The organism is Chryseobacterium sp. GP-SGM7, from assembly GCF_049166575.1.
Classification (GTDB): domain Bacteria; phylum Bacteroidota; class Bacteroidia; order Flavobacteriales; family Weeksellaceae; genus Chryseobacterium.
In genome coordinates this window covers 1,834,736-1,852,496 of record NZ_JBMHFF010000001.1, presented here as the reverse complement: position 1 = coordinate 1,852,496, position 17,761 = coordinate 1,834,736, and the positions used below count along the sequence as shown (strand labels likewise).

General features: G+C 34.8%; 17 protein-coding genes. 6 read left to right on the top strand and 11 right to left on the bottom strand.

The genetic code is table 11. The features are described 5' to 3' along the window. Nucleotides 1-27 precede the first annotated feature (27 nt). Complete coding sequence (gcvP, locus tag ACOOWA_RS08310; RefSeq protein ID WP_421374491.1) at nt 28-2,886, top strand: aminomethyl-transferring glycine dehydrogenase; 2,859 nt, start codon at nt 28-30, stop codon at nt 2,884-2,886. A 98-nt stretch (nt 2,887-2,984) separates the two neighbouring features. Here the strand turns inward: gcvP and ACOOWA_RS08305 are convergent, their stop codons facing one another. The 11 genes from ACOOWA_RS08305 to ACOOWA_RS08255 all read right to left on the bottom strand — a co-directional run bounded on the left by ACOOWA_RS08305 (nt 2,985) and on the right by ACOOWA_RS08255 (nt 13,145). Next, a complete protein-coding gene (locus ACOOWA_RS08305; RefSeq protein WP_421374490.1) occupies nt 2,985-3,746 on the bottom strand; it encodes a DUF6882 domain-containing protein in 762 nt (253 codons plus the stop codon). A 166-nt stretch (nt 3,747-3,912) separates the two neighbouring features. Continuing rightward, on the bottom strand, nt 3,913-4,644 hold the full coding sequence (lipB, locus tag ACOOWA_RS08300; RefSeq protein WP_421374489.1) for a lipoyl(octanoyl) transferase LipB: 732 nt from the start codon (nt 4,642-4,644) through the stop codon (nt 3,913-3,915). Nucleotides 4,645-4,676: 32 nt separating this feature from the next. Beyond that, the gene (gene trpA / locus ACOOWA_RS08295) at nt 4,677-5,432 is read right to left on the bottom strand and encodes a tryptophan synthase subunit alpha (RefSeq protein WP_421374488.1); all 756 of its coding nucleotides are present in this window, start codon (nt 5,430-5,432) and stop codon (nt 4,677-4,679) included. 278 nt (nt 5,433-5,710) lie between these two features. Then, nucleotides 5,711-6,916 (bottom strand): tryptophan synthase subunit beta, encoded by a 1,206-nt coding sequence (trpB, locus tag ACOOWA_RS08290; RefSeq protein ID WP_421374487.1) that lies wholly within the window; start codon nt 6,914-6,916, stop codon nt 5,711-5,713. Nucleotides 6,917-7,067: 151 nt separating this feature from the next. Next, a complete protein-coding gene (gene tnpA / locus ACOOWA_RS08285) occupies nt 7,068-7,520 on the bottom strand; it encodes an IS200/IS605 family transposase (protein ID WP_421374485.1) in 453 nt (150 codons plus the stop codon). Nucleotides 7,521-7,603: 83 nt separating this feature from the next. Beyond that, nucleotides 7,604-8,278, bottom strand: coding sequence for a phosphoribosylanthranilate isomerase (locus ACOOWA_RS08280; protein WP_421374484.1), 675 nt, complete (start codon nt 8,276-8,278; stop codon nt 7,604-7,606). A 17-nt stretch (nt 8,279-8,295) separates the two neighbouring features. After that, complete coding sequence (gene trpC / locus ACOOWA_RS08275; protein ID WP_421374483.1) at nt 8,296-9,075, bottom strand: indole-3-glycerol phosphate synthase TrpC; 780 nt, start codon at nt 9,073-9,075, stop codon at nt 8,296-8,298. Nucleotides 9,076-9,136: 61 nt separating this feature from the next. Continuing rightward, nucleotides 9,137-10,126: an anthranilate phosphoribosyltransferase gene (gene trpD / locus ACOOWA_RS08270; protein ID WP_421374482.1), complete on the bottom strand. Its 990-nt coding sequence runs from the start codon at nt 10,124-10,126 to the stop codon at nt 9,137-9,139. A gap of 77 nt (nt 10,127-10,203) precedes the next feature. Beyond that, on the bottom strand, nt 10,204-10,797 hold the full coding sequence (locus ACOOWA_RS08265) for an anthranilate synthase component II (RefSeq protein WP_421374481.1): 594 nt from the start codon (nt 10,795-10,797) through the stop codon (nt 10,204-10,206). 66 nt (nt 10,798-10,863) lie between these two features. Then, nucleotides 10,864-12,279: an anthranilate synthase component I family protein gene (locus tag ACOOWA_RS08260; protein ID WP_421374480.1), complete on the bottom strand. Its 1,416-nt coding sequence runs from the start codon at nt 12,277-12,279 to the stop codon at nt 10,864-10,866. 218 nt (nt 12,280-12,497) lie between these two features. After that, on the bottom strand, nt 12,498-13,145 hold the full coding sequence (locus ACOOWA_RS08255) for a hypothetical protein (protein ID WP_421374478.1): 648 nt from the start codon (nt 13,143-13,145) through the stop codon (nt 12,498-12,500). A gap of 188 nt (nt 13,146-13,333) precedes the next feature. Between ACOOWA_RS08255 and ACOOWA_RS08250 the strand changes: the two genes are divergently transcribed. The 5 genes from ACOOWA_RS08250 to ACOOWA_RS08230 all read left to right on the top strand — a co-directional run bounded on the left by ACOOWA_RS08250 (nt 13,334) and on the right by ACOOWA_RS08230 (nt 17,759). Next, a complete protein-coding gene (locus ACOOWA_RS08250; protein ID WP_421374476.1) occupies nt 13,334-13,549 on the top strand; it encodes a hypothetical protein in 216 nt (71 codons plus the stop codon). Next, entirely contained in the window at nt 13,549-13,917 is a 369-nt protein-coding gene (locus tag ACOOWA_RS08245) for a c-type cytochrome (RefSeq protein WP_421374475.1), read from the top strand. The genes ACOOWA_RS08250 and ACOOWA_RS08245 overlap by 1 nt, the downstream gene beginning before the upstream one ends. Nucleotides 13,918-13,920: 3 nt before the next feature. Further along, complete coding sequence (gene rlmF / locus ACOOWA_RS08240; RefSeq protein WP_421374474.1) at nt 13,921-14,844, top strand: 23S rRNA (adenine(1618)-N(6))-methyltransferase RlmF; 924 nt, start codon at nt 13,921-13,923, stop codon at nt 14,842-14,844. Between the two features lie 288 nt (nt 14,845-15,132). Next, the gene (gene lysS, locus ACOOWA_RS08235; RefSeq protein ID WP_421374472.1) at nt 15,133-16,830 is read left to right on the top strand and encodes a lysine--tRNA ligase; all 1,698 of its coding nucleotides are present in this window, start codon (nt 15,133-15,135) and stop codon (nt 16,828-16,830) included. Between the two features lie 110 nt (nt 16,831-16,940). Beyond that, nucleotides 16,941-17,759, top strand: a complete 819-nt coding sequence (locus ACOOWA_RS08230; protein ID WP_421374470.1) for an OmpA family protein — start codon at nt 16,941-16,943, stop codon at nt 17,757-17,759. Nucleotides 17,760-17,761: the final 2 nt, after the last annotated feature.

Below are 17,761 nucleotides of genomic sequence, written 5' to 3'. Positions count from 1 at the left end.
TTTTACGCATAAAATCTAATATAAAAAATGAATACAGAACAGTTTGTGAACCGTCACATTTCCATGAATGAAGCCGATAAACAGGCTATGTTGGAAAGAGTTGGCGTTTCAAGTATTGAAGAGTTAATTTCTCAAACCATTCCTGCTTCCATCCGTTTAGCGAAAGATTTAGACATTTCAGAACCCCTTTCAGAATACGAAATGATTCGTCATTCTAAGGAATTGGCAATGAAAAATGCTGATTTTACCAATTACATCGGTTTCGGATATCACAACACGCTTTTACCTGCGGCGATCAAAAGAAATATTTTTGAAAACCCAAGCTGGTACACTGCTTACACGCCTTACCAGGCTGAAATTGCACAGGGAAGACTGGAAGCTTTGTTGAATTACCAGACCGTAATTTGTGATTTGACAGGTTTTGCTTTGGCAAATGCCTCTTTGTTGGATGAATCTACTGCAGCTGCAGAAGCGATGCACATGTTCTTCAACAACAGAACGAAAGATCAGAAGAAAGCAGGAGCTAATAAGTTCTTTATTTCAGATCTGGTGTTGCCTCAAACTGTTTCAGTTCTTAAAACGAAAGCAGAAGGTTTAGAAATAGAAATCGTACAGGGAGATCACAAAACCCATCAGTTTGACACTTCTTACTACGGAGTTTTACTGCAATATCCAGGTAAAAACGGAATCGTTTTAGACTACACAGAAGATATCGCAGAATATAAAAAATTAGATCTACAGGTTGTTTTGGCTTGTGATCCGATGGCTTTGGTAAAACTGAAATCTCCTGCTTCTATGGGCGCTGACTGTGCGGTAGGAACTTCACAGAGATTTGGTGTACCAATGGGTTACGGGGGTCCTCACGCAGCATTTTTCTCTTGTAGAGAAGAGTACAAAAGAGATATTCCGGGTAGAATTATCGGGGTTTCTCAGGATGCTTATGGAAAACGTGCCTTAAGAATGGCTTTGCAGACGAGAGAGCAGCACATTAAAAGAGAAAGAGCAACTTCAAACATCTGTACAGCTCAGGTTCTTTTAGCAGTAATGGCTGGAATGTACGCTGTTTACCACGGCCCGAAAGGATTGAATTTCATCGCTGACCAGATTCATTATAAAGCGAATGCGCTTAAAAACGGATTGATCACTTTAGGGTATGATGTAGCTGAAGAGCCAATCTTTGATACCGTGAAAATTTTCATGAGCGAAGAAGATAAAACAAGACTTCAGAGAATGATGAAAGATCATAAGATCAATCTGAATTATTTCACAGAAGGTGTTGTAAGTATCGCAATTAACGAAAGTTCGACCATTGAAAAACTTGACGTTTTGATGACTTCATTCGGTTATTTCAAAGACAAGCAGGTTTCAAAATTAGAATTAAAAGAAGGATACAGTATTCCGGATGATTTGTTGAGAAAAGATGAAATTCTTACGGAAGAAGTATTTAATAAATATCATACAGAAACAGAATTAATGCGTTACATCAAGCGTTTGGAGAGAAAAGATCTTTCTTTAACGCATTCCATGATCTCTTTGGGATCTTGTACGATGAAACTGAACGCTGCAACACAAATGTTACCTCTTTCATGGGGTGAATGGGGAAGTGTACATCCTTTTGTACCGGTAGATCAGGCAAAAGGATATCAAGAAATGATTCGTGAGCTTGAAAAAGATTTGGCGGAAATCACTGGTTTTGCAGGAACTTCTCTTCAGCCAAACTCTGGAGCTCAGGGAGAATACGCAGGTTTGATGGTGATCAGAGAATACCACAAATCAAGAGGAGAAGATCACAGAAATGTGGTATTGATTCCTCAGTCTGCACACGGAACAAACCCGGCTTCTGCAGCAATGGCGGGAATGAAAATCGTGGTTGTTAAAAATTTAGAGAACGGAGAAATTGACTTCGAAGATCTGAAAGCTAAAACAGAGCAGCATTCTACAAACCTTTCTTGCGTAATGATCACATATCCGTCAACTTACGGATTTTTTGACGCCAATATCATCGAAATTACTAATTTGATTCACCAACATGGCGGACAGGTTTATATGGACGGTGCCAACATGAATGCTCAGGTAGGATTTACAAGTCCTGGAAATATTGGAGCAGATGTTTGTCACTTAAATCTTCACAAAACTTTCGCTATTCCTCACGGAGGTGGAGGTCCTGGAGTTGGTCCGATCTGTGTTGCCAAACATTTGGTTCCTTTCTTACCATCAAATGCCAACATTAAAGTGGGAACTAAAGATTCTATTGAAGGAATTTCTGCTGCGCCTTATGGTTCAGGTTTAATTCTGAATATTTCTTATTCTTACATTAAGATGTTGGGAACTGACGGATTAAAGAAAGCGACTGAGCACGCAATTTTAAATGCAAACTATTTAAAAGAAATTTTAGCTGAACATTTCCCGATTTTATATTCAAACGAAAACGGAAAAGTTGCTCACGAATGTATCGTAGATTTCAGACAGTTTAAAACGTTAGGAATCGAGGTTGCTGATGTTGCGAAAAGACTGATGGATTATGGTTTCCACGCACCAACAGTTTCTTTCCCGGTTGCAGGAACCTTGATGATTGAACCTACAGAATCTGAAAGCAAATCTGAAATCGACCGTTTTGCGGAAGCTTTAATTGCCATCAAACAGGAGATTGACGAGATTGCAAACGGAGAAGCAGATCAAACCAACAATGTATTGAAAAATGCTCCTCATACTGAGCAGATTGTTATTTCTGATTCTTGGGACAAACCATACAGCAGAGAAAAAGCAGCATATCCGTTAGAATGGGTTAGAGAGCACAAATTCTTTGCTTCAGTTTCAAGAGTTGACGAAGCTTACGGAGACAGAAACTTAGTTTGCACCTGTGAGCCGATCGAAGCTTACATGTAATAGACTTAAATTTTTAGATATAGAAAATCCCTTTCAGTTTTGAGAGGGATTTTTTGGTTGATAAAAGTTGTATTTTGTCAATGCAATTCGTAGTCTTTCTATATACTATTTAGTTTTTTTATTTCAAAATAGCAATTTTCACATACTAACTTTATATCGGCAAATTTTTCCGATTCTTCATTCCATCCATCATATTTTATTCTAATTTTTTCGCAATCACTGCACCAAGCTTGAAAATTATCTTCGTCATCTAATTCCATACCGTAATAAGTTTCAAATGATTCTTCAAATCCAACTGGAATTTCTAAATTTAAATGTTGACAAACATAAGCAGGTCGTCTAAGTCCATGACTTTCACATTCTATTTTCTTTTGTTTTAACATTTTCACTTCTGGATTGTTATTATTACTAATTATTTCGGTTAGTAGTAAATAGTAGTTCAGATTTTCCATTTGTATATTATATGCACCAATTCCATTCAGCAATTTAAAACTTATGGCAAGAAATTCCCATCCATCAAACTTATCACTTGTAAAAGTTCCTTCATATAGTTTTTTATAATCATTCTCAATTCCAAATTTTTTGATTTTCAGAGTTTTTGCTTTATTTTTTTCATTTAAGTAATTATTAAACCAACTCCACATCCAAGTTTCTTTTGTTATTGAAAAAGTTCCTATCGGAATATATTTAAAGAAAATTTCATCTTCATCATTGTTATATAATCTCAAAATATCTAAATCATCATCATAAAACCAATTCTCAAATGAGTCGACTTTGTATTCGACTTTAAATTTATCCTGAATTAGAATTAATTTTTCTAATTCAGATTCGGCAAATTCGTTGTAATCTCGTTCTTTCATAAAAATTATGACTAATAATTGGTTTGGTACTCATTAAGCTACTCCAAAATATAATTTCTTTAAAATAATTAAAATATTCAAATCAAATGCAATTTTATTTTAATCGTAATGATAAAAAAATCTGTCTCCAAAAGAAACAGATTTAATATCATTAAAATATATTTTATTAAGACATTACCACCAATTCCGCTTCAAAAACATCTACAAAATTCTTTCTGATTTTGGCTTTAATATCTTCCATTTCATCGGGAGTCAGTTCTCTTTCAAGCTCTCTTTTTAGGGAAGTCACCTGTTTGTCTTTGATACCACAGGGAACGATGTATTCAAAATATCGCATATCGGTATTAACATTTAAAGCAAAGCCGTGCAAAGTTACCCAACGTGAAGCTTTCACACCCATTGCACAAATCTTTCGGGCATAGGGTTTTCCGACATCCAGCCAGACTCCGGTTTCTCCGGGGGAACGTTCGCCTTTCAAACCGTAATCAGCAATCGTTCTGATAATTACTTCTTCAAGGTTTCTCATATATTTGTGAATGTCTGTGAAGAAATTTTCAAGATCTAAAACAGGATAACCTACAATTTGTCCGTAACCGTGATAAGTGATGTCACCACCACGATTTACTTTCACAAAATTAGCGTCGATTTCTTTTAATTTATCGATTCCGGCGAGCATATTTTCTTCGTGTCCGCTTTTTCCTAAAGTGTACACATGAGGATGCTCAACTAAAAGAAAATGATTTGAAGTTGAAATATGTTGTTCGGAAGGTAAATCTCTGTTTTTAATTTTGGTATCAATAATGTTTTTCATCAAAGATTCCTGATAATCCCAAGCGGTTTGGTATTCTTTGATGCCTAAATCTTCAAATTCTACGACTTTATTCTGATGTGTATTCATTATTTACTTTGATAACACAAATTTAGTGATTTTTATGCTTTTATGGAATGGATGAAATCTATTGCTTTAGTCTTCCAATCTCTATTTTGAAGAAGTATGTTGACAAAGGCAGTTCCGATGATTCCACCATCTGCTTTTTCGGTCACATTTTCAAAATCTTCTTTAGATTTAATTCCAAAACCAATCATGACTGGGTTTTTTAATGGAAGAGATGCTAACCTGGAAAGATAGTCTTCGTTTTTTAAAACAGCATTCTCGTTTCCTGTTGTAGAAGATGAACTGACCGCATACAAAAAGCCTGAACTTAAGGAATCGAGATATAAAATTCTTTCGTCTGAAGTTTCGGGAGTAACGAGGAATGTGAAGTTTAAATTATATTGTTTTAAAATTTTTTCATATTTTTTTTCAAATTCTATAGCAGGTAAATCAGGAATAATCAATCCGGAAATTCTACTTTCCGAACATTCTTTACAGAAATTTTCAAATCCGAAACTTAAAACCGGATTGATATAACCCATCAGAATAATAGGAATTCTGATTTCATCTTTAATAGATTTTAACTGAGAGAATAGTTTTTCGATGGTCATACCGTTATTTAATGCCAATTCGTGAGCCTGGGAAATGACCGGTCCATCAGCAACCGGATCGGAATAAGGCATTCCTATTTCCATCATATCTGCTCCTGAATCCTGAATAAGTTTGATGATTTCAGTGGTGTCATCCAATTGTGGAATTCCTGCGGTAAAGTAGATGTTGAGGAATTTGGGCTGAATGTTATTTTGATTCATAAATTTGATTGGTTTTTCCTTAATCAATTATTTTTTAATGAATGTCCGGTTTTAATCATAATTCTAAAATCAGCAGTCATTTTGTCATTCCGGAGGAATCTAAATCATTTTATTTCAGTGTGTTGAAATTCTTTCAGAATGACAAAAATGGAGCTAAATATTAAATTACCAATAATTATGGACATATATTATTTTTTATTTGTTTGATAGGATTTTATCCTACCCTTTAGAAAATCGTCCTTTCAGTACTTTCATAAGATTTTATTATTGAGACAGAATTAAACATCCATCTTCAAACTTCCCTCATCCATCCTTTTCAAATACGTTTCCATATCCTTATCACCACGACCGCTCAAACAAATAACAATAATATCATTTTGATTAAATTCTTTTTTGTCTAAAACCGCCAAAGCATGAGCGCTTTCCAAAGCAGGAATAATCCCTTCCAGTTTTGTCAGATCAAAAGCAGACTGTAAAGCTTCATCATCATTGATACTGAAAAATTCGGCTCGTTTTTGCGTAAATAAATTTGCGTGAAGTGGTCCAATTCCGGGATAATCCAAGCCTGCGGAAATAGAGTGAGGCTCGATGACTTGTCCGTCTTTTGTCTGCATTACCAAACTTTTGCTTCCGTGTAGAACGCCTAATGTTCCGAGAAAAGTTGTTGCTGCAGATTTTCCTGAATTGACTCCAAAACCACCAGCTTCAGCTGCGATTAGTTTCACATTTTCTTCATTAACAAAATGATAAAAAGTTCCTGCAGCATTGCTTCCGCCGCCAACACAGGCAATCACGTAATCAGGATTTTCTTTTCCGGTTTGTTCGAAAAGCTGTTCTCGGATTTCTTTTGAGATGATACTCTGAAATCTCGCCACCAAATCGGGAAACGGATGCGGACCGACTACACTTCCAATGACGTAATGAGTGGTTACGGGATTATTAATCCAGTCTTTTAATGCTTCATTGACGGCATCTTTCAATGTTTTTGAACCTGAAGTTGCGGGAACAACTTTCGCTCCCAACATTTTCATTCTTGCAACGTTCGGAGCTTGTCTCTGGATGTCGATTTCGCCCATATAAACAATACATTCCAAACCTAAAAGAGCGCATGCTGTTGCCGTTGCAACGCCGTGTTGTCCGGCTCCTGTTTCTGCGATAATTCTGGTTTTTCCTAAACGTTTTGCCAATAAAACCTGTCCCAAAGCATTATTGATTTTGTGTGCTCCGGTGTGATTGAGATCTTCTCTTTTCAGATAAATATTGGTTTTGTATTTCTTACTTAAATTCTTTGCAAAATACAAAGGTGTTGCTCGGCCAACATAATTCTTCAATAAATCCTGATATTCACTCTGGAAATCCTCAGATTCAATGATTTCAATATAATTTTTCTGTAATTCTTCAACATTCGGATAGAGCATTTCGGGTATAAAAGCTCCTCCAAACTCTCCGTAATATCCGTTTTCGTCTGGGTTTTTATAATTCATTATTTTTTGTTTTATAATTTAAAAAAGAGTCCTGAAAGGACGATTTATTAAGGATAGGACGTGAGTCCTATTCATATTTACATTGTATTTTGATAGGATTATCATCCTTTCCTTTAGAAAGACGTCACTTCGTGACTGAACTAGATCATCATTAATTCCAAAGGTATTTTTCATCATAATTTGTTTTATACTTGTCCAAAATATTGATAAATTCTGTTTTAAAATCTTCATTTTTATGATGTTCTCTTTGGTTTCTGATATAATTAATTGTTGCATAAATATGTTTTTGACTCACTGAAAAAGCACCGTAGCCATCCTGCCAGAAAAAGTCTTCATATTTTCTGCCTTTCGTTTTTATCCATCTCGAAGAATGGGCTTTTATTTCCTGAACAACTTTCATCAGTGCATATTTTGGTGACAAAGTCAAAAGGATATGAATATGGTTATCCGTTCCGCCGATCTTAATGGAAGGGCTATTGAGATTTTTGCATATTGTGTATATATAGGCAAAAAGTTCTTCTTCAATGCTTTCATCTATAAAATCATTTCGGTGTTTTGTACTGAAAATGATATGAACATAATTTTTAACTAATGATTGTGACATAATTCTTTGTGTTTTTAATAACATGTATGGATAGGATTTTATCTTATCCTTTAGAAGATCGCTCCGTTGGAACTTGTAAATTTTCAAATCTTGATAAAGGTTATTAATTCTTTTATTTTTTCTAAATCTTTCATTCCTGCTTCCAATTCAAATTTTGAGTTGACATCAATGGCGAATGGTTGATGATTTATTGTTGCAAGTTGATGGACGTTTTCCAAAGAAATTCCGCCACTCAGAAAATAGGGGAGCGGGATTTCCATTTCATTTAAAATATTCCAGTCAAAAGTTTTTCCGGTTCCGCCAAAAGCTTTGCTGTCGGTATCAAAAAGTAGGTAGTTGATGGTTGATGATTGTTTGTTGATGATTTTTTGCAAGTCTTCAAAATTTTGATTTCCAATTCTTATAACTTTAATAATCTTTATATTTTCACTTAATCTTTTCCCCAACCTAATAATATATTCTTCATTTTCATCACCGTGAAGCTGGATAAAATTTAAATCCGCTTTCTCCGAGATTTCAATAACTTTTTCAATACTTTCATTCACAAAAACACCTACTTTTTTCTGATGCTGAATTTCTGAAATTTCCTCTAAACTCAAATGATTCAACACATATCTCGGAGATTTTTCATAGAAAATAAAGCCTAGAAAATCAGTCTCTAATACCACTAATTCACGAATTTGATTGAGCTGGGTCAATCCGCAGACTTTAAGTTTTGGCTGGTGGATTTCGGTTGATAGTTGATGGTTTTCAGACATTATTATTGGTGAAATTTTCAGATTGTTACATTAAAAATAAATTCCTGAAATTTATTTCCCGGATTTTCATTTTTCATAAAATATTCGCCCATTAAAAAGCCATCAAATCCTTTTTCTTTTAAATAATTGAAGTCTTCAATATTGTAAATTCCGCTTTCTGCAACGGATAAGACATCTTCCGGAAGTTGATTTTTTAAATTAACAGAATGTTGCAAATCGACCTTAAAATCTTTTAAATTTCTATTATTGATTCCGACTAAATCTATTTCGGAATTAAAATGTTTCAGTTCTTCTTCGGTATGGATTTCAAGCAGAACTTCCAACCCTAATTCATGGGCAAGCTGAGTAAATTCCTGCACTATTTGTGGCGAAAGACATGCTGCAATCAACAAAATAACATCTGCACCAATACTTTTTGCTTCGTAAAACTGATATTCATCAATCATAAAATCTTTTCTCAGAATCGGAATACTGATATGATTTCTAACATTAAGAATGTCCTCAAAACTTCCACCGAAAAATTCTTTATCCGTTAAAATAGAAATTCCGCTTGCTCCAAAATTTTCATAAGCCGAAACCACTTCCAATGGAGAAATTTGATCATTAATAATACCTTTTGATGGTGATTGTCTTTTAAATTCCGCAATAATTCCGGATTCTGATTGTATACTTTCTTTTAATGAAACAGTTTTTCTATTAAAAAATTCAGAATCTTTCAATTGTTGCAAAGAAATTTTTGATTTTGAATCTGAAATTTCCTGCTTTTTTGCTTGTATAATTTTGTCTAAGATATTCATTGTAAATTAGTCGTTGTTAATTGTTGTCATTTGTTAGATAAATAATACATGTTGAAAACGATCAACCATCAACCAACACCTGTAAACTTCTGAGTGCTTTTCCATCAAATAAACTTTCTTTTGCTAAGCTTAAGCAATCCTCATAATTTCCAAATTTATTGGTGTGCTTTAAAGCAACTGCAGCATTAGCTAAAATTACCGAATTTTGCGAATCTGTCCCTTTCCCTTCTAAAATATTTCTGAAAATTTGTGACGTTTCTTCGGGTGTATTCCCGGCCTTTATATTTTCTGCATCAACAGGTTTGAAACCTAAATCTTCCGCCGAATAAATATTTTCTCCGCTTTTTGTAATGATTTTGCTGTCGTGAGTTAAACTGATTTCGTCATAACCATCCATTCCGTGGACTAAAACGAAATCTCTGTTTTCCTTTTGTAATAAATATTGATACATTCTCGCAATTTCAAGATTATAAACGCCAATAACAGAAAATTGTGGCTTCGCAGGATTCACCAACGGACCGAGGAGATTAAAAAATGTTCTTAAACCTAAAGATTTTCTCAAAGCCACAACCGATTGCAAAGCAGGGTGAAAATACGGAGCGTGCAGGAAACAGATATTTGCTTTATCTAAATCTTCATTGAGTTCCTCAGAAGTTTTTTTGAACTGATACCCCAAAGCTTCCATCACATTTGACGAGCCTGTTATTGTTGAAGCTCCGTAATTGCCGTGTTTAGCAACTTTTTGTCCGGTTCCTGCAACTACAAAACTTGCTAAGGTAGAAATGTTGATGGTGTTTTTTCCATCTCCACCCGTTCCAACAATGTCAATTGTATCATTAGTATTTAGATGTACCGGAACAGCCATTTGGAGGAGGGCTTCTCTGAAACCTTTCAGTTCGTCCAAAGTAATGTTCCGCATCAGAAAAATGCTGATAAAAGCAGTGACTTCCGTGGCGTTGAATTTATTTTGAGCAATTTCAATCATAATCGCTTTTGCTTCCGACTTTGATAAAGTGTGATGATTGAAAAGGTATTGTAGTATTTCTTTCATTTTGATAATTGTTGCTGGTTGTTTGTATTTTATTGTTGGTTAAGAAGGTTTTTCTGTCAACCGTTAACTAAAAACAATCAACCCATTAAAAAATTCTTAATAATTGTTTCACCATCGGGCGTCAGAATACTTTCAGGATGATATTGAACACCATGAACATCGTACGTTTTATGTTTTAAACTCATAATCATTCCTTTGCTGTCGGTACTGGTAATTTCCAATTCTTCAGGGAAATTTTCAGGATTAACTGCCCAACTGTGATATCTTCCTACCTCCAAAGTCTGTGGTAAATCTTTAAAAAGTTTATGTTCACTGGTCTGGATCGCTTCAGTTGCAACGCCGTGATAAATTTCACTGAGATTAATTAAACTTCCGCCAAAAGCTTCGGCAATTGCCTGTTGACCGAGACAAACACCAAGAATACTTTTTGTAGGAGCATATTTTTTTATTAAATCCAATAAAATTCCTGCTTCTTCCGGAATTCCCGGACCTGGAGAAAGGATTATTTTATCGTATTTCTCAATTTCTTCAAGCGAAATTTGGTCATTTCTGAAAACGTCAACTTTTTGATTTAAAACCCGCTCGATAATTTGAACGAGATTGTATGTGAAGCTATCGTAGTTGTCAAAAACAAGAGTCTTAGAATTATGATTTATAATTTTTAAATTCATTTCGTTTACTGTTTTGTTAATATGATGTCTGTTAATTTCAAATTTCAAACATCGAATTTCAAATTTTTAAAGTTTTTCTGCTTTCTCAACCGCCTTTTTCAAAGCATTCAACTTATTATTCACTTCCTGCAGTTCGCTTTCAGCATTAGATTTTGCCACCAAACCAGCTCCGGCCTGATAAAAAAGAGTGTTGTTTTTGCTTAAAAAAGTACGAATCATAATGGCCTGATTGCATTCGCCGTTCAAACCCACCATTCCGATGCAGCCACCGTAATATCCACGCGAATCTTTCTCATATTTATCGATTAGCTGTAAAGCTTTGTATTTTGGTGCACCACTTAAAGTTCCTTGTGGAAATGTTGTGGCAACCATTTCAAACGGATTGGCATTTTCCTCTAAATCTGCCGTTACCTCGCTTACCATGTGAATAACGTGGGAAAAAAGCTGAATTTCTTTCAGCTTGGTAACCGTTACGTTTTTTCCTAATTTTCCTAAATCATTTCTTGCCAAATCGACCAACATCGTGTGCTCAGCATTTTCTTTAGGATCGTTTTTTAAAGATTCTATAGATTGTAGATCGGTTTCCAGGTTGCCTGTTCTTTTAAAAGTTCCTGCAATAGGATGAATGATGGCTTTGTTGCTCTTAATAATCAACTGGCTTTCGGGACTTGAGCCAAATAATTTATAATTCCCGTAATCAAAATAAAAAAGATAGGGAGAGGGATTGATATTTCTCAAAGCGCGATACACATTAAACTCATCTCCCTGAAATTTCTGCTCAAATCTTCTGCTTAAAACCAACTGAAAAACATCACCTCGCATACAGTGTTTCTGAGCAATTTCAACCAAGTTTAAATATTCTTCATCGGTGATATTAGATGTTTCTTCAGCCGTTTTTTCAAACGGATAAACAACCGCATTTTTATTTTTAATTAAATCTTCGAGTGTTCTGAATTCAGATTTTACCCCATTAATTTGATTTTCAATTAAATGCATTTCATCATTAAAATGGTTGATCGCAATTACATATTGATACAATCTGTAACGAAGAATAGGGATTTCAACTTCTTCACTTTGAGGTTTGAATTTTACATCTTCAAAAAACTGAACTGCCTCAAAACTTGTATATCCAAAAAGTGATTGAGCGGTTTCTTCAATTTTATCATGGGTTTTTTCACACTCGAATTTTTTAGAGAAATTATTCAGTAATTCCGGGATATTTTCATTTTCTAAAGACTTTTTTTCAGGATTTTGATTTGGAAATTTTACCTCAAATTCATTCAAATTTTTAATCTCGATTCCGGCAATAGCATTGATTGCAATGAATGAAAAATTATTATCAATATTTTTAGAATCTGAACTTTCCAGAAGAATTGTATCTCTGAATTTATCTCTGATCTGCAAATAAATATTCATAGGAGTCTGCAAATCACCAAGTGTTTTTTTAGATTTAGTTTTAATTTTTATAATGGAATCTGACATTTTTTATTTTTTTTAAAGATTTAGACATAAAAAAAGACTTTAACGCAATCGTCAAAGTCTCTGTATATTTTTCTATAATTTCCGGCTGTATATTAACAACAAGACGATAGCTCCAGACCCGACGAAGAGTTTGAATGCCACCACCAATTTTTGTTAACTGAAATAATCATGAGACAAATGTAGAATTTTTTTTGATACCGGAGATAAAAAATGATAATTTATTTTTCCAAAAGTTGTAATTCTTCTTTCAGTACTTTGATTTTCAATTTTAATGATTGATTATCATACACCTTTACATAATCTTCCAAAGCAGTAATGTAATCTGTTATGAATTTTTTATTGGTTCTGTCTGCTTCATATTTTATTCTTGCAGAATTAATTGGACGTTGCTGTTCGTACATTCTTAATCTTTTACCTTCTTCAGATTGCTGAAAAAGTATAACGATGTTTTTTTCATATCCCGGAACAAATTTTACCGGAAATTCCTTGTCCTGAGCTGGAATTCTGATTGCGTTTTCAAGAGGATAAATTGCTGCAGACATCGTTGAAAAAAAAGTTTCAACATATTTGCCATCCTGTTTTTTTACAATGGCTTCATACTCATGAATATATTGGTCATTCAAAGTTGAGTTGGTTTCAATGTCTGATGTGATAATTGCCGTGCTTTCTACACCATATTTATTAAGAAACCAAGCGTTTAGGTATTGCCCGGCAAAACCATTTCCAACCGAAAAAGGAATTATAAATATGAGTACCCAGGCTTTCCGTGTGACGACAGATAAAACCCCGAAAAATAAAATAAATATTAATACAGAATAGAAACCGTGATGACTGAAGAAAAAAAGTATTTTTGATATGATGACCATTGTATCAGCTTTGAAATCATCATTAAATATAATGATTATTAATTAAAAAAAATAATACAAAATATAGCTTAAAAAAGAGACAGAACTCACCTGTATAAAACTTTATTTTTATATTTTTGTGACCGAAAATGAGAAACCGTGAAATCGGAATTTGTTTTTCACTTAATAATTAAAAAAAATATTTAGATATGAAAAAAGTATTAGCAATCGCATTTATTGGAGGTTTAGTATTGGCAAGCTGTTCAAAAAAAGCAGACCATTCTTTACAAGACAGCAACATTATGTTGGAAGAACCTGCAGTTACAACAGTAACCGATTCTACAGCGAAGAAAACTGATTCTACACCGGCTCCTGCTGCAACTCCTGCACCTGCGATGAAAGATTCTACGGCAACAGCTAAGTAATGAAAAAAATATTGGTAACAGGATTGGTGAGCTTACTTGCCATTTCCTGTTCTAAAAAAGAAACCACTCAGCCACAATCTACCGATTCGTCAGATGTGGCTACTCCGGTTGTGTCAAAAGCTTCAGGACAGACGATGATCGAAACTTCCGATTGTCTGGCCTGTCATAGTATCGATGAGAGGATGATCGGACCATCATACAAAGAAATCGCTGAAAAATATTCTCAAAAGGATATCGAACAGTTGGCTTCAAAGATTATAGAAGGCGGAAGTGGAGTATGGGGTGATGTTCCTATGGCACCACATTCTCAGTTTTCTAAAGAAGACGCAAAAAAAATGGTCGAATATATTTTAAGTCAGAAAAAATAATTAATGACCGAAAAATCAACGCTGCACCCAAGAAATCTGCATCGGAATTCCTATGATTTCAATTCGTTGATTTCCTGTGTTCCGGAATTGAAACATTATGTTTTCAAGAATGATTACGACACGTTAACGATCAATTTCAGTCTTCCGCAAGCTGTAAAATTGCTCAACAAAGCATTGCTTCTGAAATATTATGAAGTCAAAAACTGGGATATTCCGGAAGGTAATCTTTGTCCGCCAATTCCCGGTCGTGCAGATTATGTACACTATTTGGCAGATTTATTAGCGGAAGAAAATGGACAAATTCCAACAGGAAATGTAGTAAAAGGTTTAGATATCGGAACCGGAGCTAATTTGGTGTATCCATTAATTGCTCATCATTCTTACGGCTGGAAATTTTTGGGAACCGACATTAATTCCAATTCTTTAGATAACGCGAACAAAATTTTAGAACAAAATCCTGACGTATCAGAAAGTATTACACTGCAACTTCAGCCCGATTCCGATTTTATTTTTAAAAACATAATTTCTCCTGAAGACAGGTTCATGTTCTCCATGTGCAATCCGCCTTTCCATGAATCTGAGGAAAATGCAATGCTCGGAAATCGCAGGAAAAATAATAATCTTCGGAAAAAGAAAGTCCAGAATCCAAAACTTAATTTCGGCGGTCAACATTCCGAATTATGGTGTGAAGGCGGAGAACTGGAGTTCATTCGAAAGATGATTGATGAAAGTGTTTTGTTTTCTACACAGGTTTTGTGGTTTACAAGTTTGGTTTCCAAGAAAGACAATCTCCATCAGTTGATTACCCGTTTAAAAAATAATAACGCTGTCGATATCAAAACCATTGAAATGGCTCAGGGTCAAAAAATAAGCAGAATTTTAGCCTGGACTTTTATTCCAGAAGAAAACCGAAAAGATTGGTTTTAATTATCGAGTAATTTTATTCGGGCAGCAATTTCCGCCTTCCGTTCCCGCTTTTTTGCTCGTCGTACCTCCTCACAAAAAGAGCTCCACTCAAGTCGGGCTGCAATTTTGTAGAAATTTACGCTATTTTACCCAAAAATTAAACGATTCAATTCTGTGAACTTTAAAAAGTAAACCTTCACAACATCAACGTAATAAAAAACTTTTGTCACTTTTATGGTTAAACCAAAATTCAGGTTTCATAAACGCTTAAAATTCACTATTTTTGCATTTCGAAAAAATTGAATTACAATGCAATTATCAGAACAGGAAATTATTAGAAGAGAAAAGCTGAATAAGCTTGTTGAAATGGGAATCAACGCATTCCCGGCGGAAGAATACACCATTACAGATACTACAGAATCTATAAAACAGAATTTCGCAGAAAGTAAACAGGTAAAGATTGCGGGAAGATTGATGTCCCGCCGCATTCAGGGGAAAGCTTCTTTTGCTGAATTGCAGGATTCTACAGGCAGAATTCAGGTGTATTTCAACCGGGACGAAATCTGTGCCGGAGAAGACAAAACTTTATACAACGACGTTTACAAACACCTTTTAGACATCGGTGATATCATCGGGATCGAAGGAGATTTATTCACAACTCAGGTGGGTGAAAAAACGGTTTTGGTAAAAAACTTCACGCTTTTAACGAAAGCTTTAAGACCTCTTCCTCAGGCAAAAACTGATGAAAATGGAGTAGTGCACGATGCTTTCAACGATGCAGAATTAAGATACAGACAGCGTTATGTAGATTTAACGGTAAATCCTCATGTGAAAGAAATCTTCGTGAAAAGAACAAAACTGTTCAACGCAATGAGAACTTTCTTCAATGAAGCTGGATATTTTGAAGTGGAAACTCCAATTTTGCAGTCGATTCCTGGAGGAGCTGCAGCAAGACCTTTTATGACGCATCACAATGCTTTAGATATTCCATTATATTTAAGAATTGCCAATGAACTGTATCTGAAAAGACTGATTGTTGGTGGTTTTGATGGGGTTTACGAATTCTCAAAAAACTTCAGAAATGAAGGGATGGACAGAACCCACAACCCGGAATTTACAGCCATGGAAATCTATGTTGCCTACAAAGATTACAACTGGATGATGGATTTCACAGAGAAATTACTGGAATTCTGCGCAACTTCTGTCAACGGAGCTTCAGAATCTGTTTTCGGCGAACATACAATCAGCTGGAAAGCACCTTATCCAAGAGTTTCTATGACGGAAGCGATCATAAAATATACTGGTTTCGACATCACCGGAAAATCTGAGCAGGAATTGTTCGATTTCGCAAAATCTATCGGAATTGAGGTGAACGAAACGATGGGTAAAGGAAAACTAATTGATGAAATTTTTGGTGAAAAGTGCGAGGGAAACTTCATTCAGCCAACTTTCATCACCGATTATCCGATTGAAATGTCACCTTTAACCAAGAAACACAGAAGCCAGGAAGGTTTGACGGAGCGTTTTGAATTGATGGTTTGTGGTAAAGAAATTGCCAATGCCTATTCAGAATTAAATGATCCGATCGATCAGAGAGAACGTTTTGAAGAGCAGTTGAAATTATCTGAAAAAGGAGATGATGAAGCAACAGGATTTATCGACGAAGATTTCTTAAGAGCCTTAGAATACGGAATGCCGCCAACTTCAGGTTTAGGAATCGGAATGGACAGATTGATTATGTTCCTTACAAACAATCCGTCAATTCAGGAAGTATTATTCTTCCCACAGATGAAGCCTGAAAAAACAACGCCTCAAATAGAGTTAGGTGAAGATGAACATTTGATTCTTGATATTTTAAAATCAGGTGAGCAGGTTGCTTTGGCGGAAGTAAAAACGTTAAGCAAATTATCCGGTAAAAAGTGGGATAAAGCTTCAAAAACTTTAACGAAAGGAGGTTTGGTAAAAGTGGAGAAGATTGATGAGAATGTTTTGATGAAGCTGGTTTAATTGATTTATCAACAATAGTTTATATACAGAATCCTGAAATTTTTTCAGGATTTTTATTTTTATCAACAATAAATAAGCAATTCTCCGTTCTATGTAAAACTCAAACTGTCATGAAATATTTTATTTTGTTCTTGTTGATTTCTGTAGAACTCAATGCGCAAACACTAACCTCAATTTATTTCTCGAACAACAGCTCTGAACTAACCAAAGAATCTAAAATAAAACTAGACAGTATAGCCAGTTTGAAATCAAAACTTACTTTCAGGATTTTCGGAAATGCCAATCCACTCGGCAACGAAGAACTGAATAAAAATTTATCTGAAAAGCGTGCAAAAAACGTCACGGATTATTTAAAATATAAAATCGGTGGGAATATCAGTTTGGCAAGTTCGGTAGGATTAGGAATTTCAAAGCAAATTAATGATAACAGTACCGAAAATTTATTAGCCAAAAACCGTAGAGTTGATATTTTTATTGAAAAGTTTTTCGATAAAGGAGAAAAAATTTCAAGAAGTGAATATCCAAGCTTTTTTGATGTGAAAATTTCGCAGATGAAAGTTGGTGATACTTTCTCACTGCCTGATGTAAATTTCGTGGGCGGTCGTCACGTCTGGCTTTCGAAAGGAACTCCTAAATTATTTATGCTTTTTGAGATTTTAAAGAAAAATCCGACACTTGAGGTAGAGCTTCAGGGTCACATCTGTTGTGATTATGAAAACTTTGACGGGGAAGATTTAGATTTAAAAACATTCAATTTATCTTTCACAAGAGCTAATGCCATCAAAAATTTTTTAATCAAAATGGGAATTGAGCCCAACAGAATTAAAGCTGAAGGTTTGGGACATCTTAATCCTGTAATTTATCCGGAACTCACCGAAAAAGATATGAGCAAAAACCGCCGTGTAGAAATTGTTTTAGCTAAAAAATAGTT

Coding starts and splice junctions, on each gene's coding strand:
- gcvP (WP_421374491.1), top strand. CDS start 28: ATGAATACAGAACAGTTTGTGAACCGTCACATTTCCATGAATGAAGCC.
- ACOOWA_RS08305 (WP_421374490.1), bottom strand. CDS start 3,746: ATGAAAGAACGAGATTACAACGAATTTGCCGAATCTGAATTAGAAAAA.
- lipB (WP_421374489.1), bottom strand. CDS start 4,644: ATGAATACACATCAGAATAAAGTCGTAGAATTTGAAGATTTAGGCATC.
- trpA (WP_421374488.1), bottom strand. CDS start 5,432: ATGAATCAAAATAACATTCAGCCCAAATTCCTCAACATCTACTTTACC.
- trpB (WP_421374487.1), bottom strand. CDS start 6,916: ATGAATTATAAAAACCCAGACGAAAACGGATATTACGGAGAGTTTGGA.
- tnpA (WP_421374485.1), bottom strand. CDS start 7,520: ATGTCACAATCATTAGTTAAAAATTATGTTCATATCATTTTCAGTACA.
- ACOOWA_RS08280 (WP_421374484.1), bottom strand. CDS start 8,278: ATGTCTGAAAACCATCAACTATCAACCGAAATCCACCAGCCAAAACTT.
- trpC (WP_421374483.1), bottom strand. CDS start 9,075: ATGAATATCTTAGACAAAATTATACAAGCAAAAAAGCAGGAAATTTCA.
- trpD (WP_421374482.1), bottom strand. CDS start 10,126: ATGAAAGAAATACTACAATACCTTTTCAATCATCACACTTTATCAAAG.
- ACOOWA_RS08265 (WP_421374481.1), bottom strand. CDS start 10,797: ATGAATTTAAAAATTATAAATCATAATTCTAAGACTCTTGTTTTTGAC.
- ACOOWA_RS08260 (WP_421374480.1), bottom strand. CDS start 12,279: ATGTCAGATTCCATTATAAAAATTAAAACTAAATCTAAAAAAACACTT.
- ACOOWA_RS08255 (WP_421374478.1), bottom strand. CDS start 13,145: ATGGTCATCATATCAAAAATACTTTTTTTCTTCAGTCATCACGGTTTC.
- ACOOWA_RS08250 (WP_421374476.1), top strand. CDS start 13,334: ATGAAAAAAGTATTAGCAATCGCATTTATTGGAGGTTTAGTATTGGCA.
- ACOOWA_RS08245 (WP_421374475.1), top strand. CDS start 13,549: ATGAAAAAAATATTGGTAACAGGATTGGTGAGCTTACTTGCCATTTCC.
- rlmF (WP_421374474.1), top strand. CDS start 13,921: ATGACCGAAAAATCAACGCTGCACCCAAGAAATCTGCATCGGAATTCC.
- lysS (WP_421374472.1), top strand. CDS start 15,133: ATGCAATTATCAGAACAGGAAATTATTAGAAGAGAAAAGCTGAATAAG.
- ACOOWA_RS08230 (WP_421374470.1), top strand. CDS start 16,941: ATGAAATATTTTATTTTGTTCTTGTTGATTTCTGTAGAACTCAATGCG.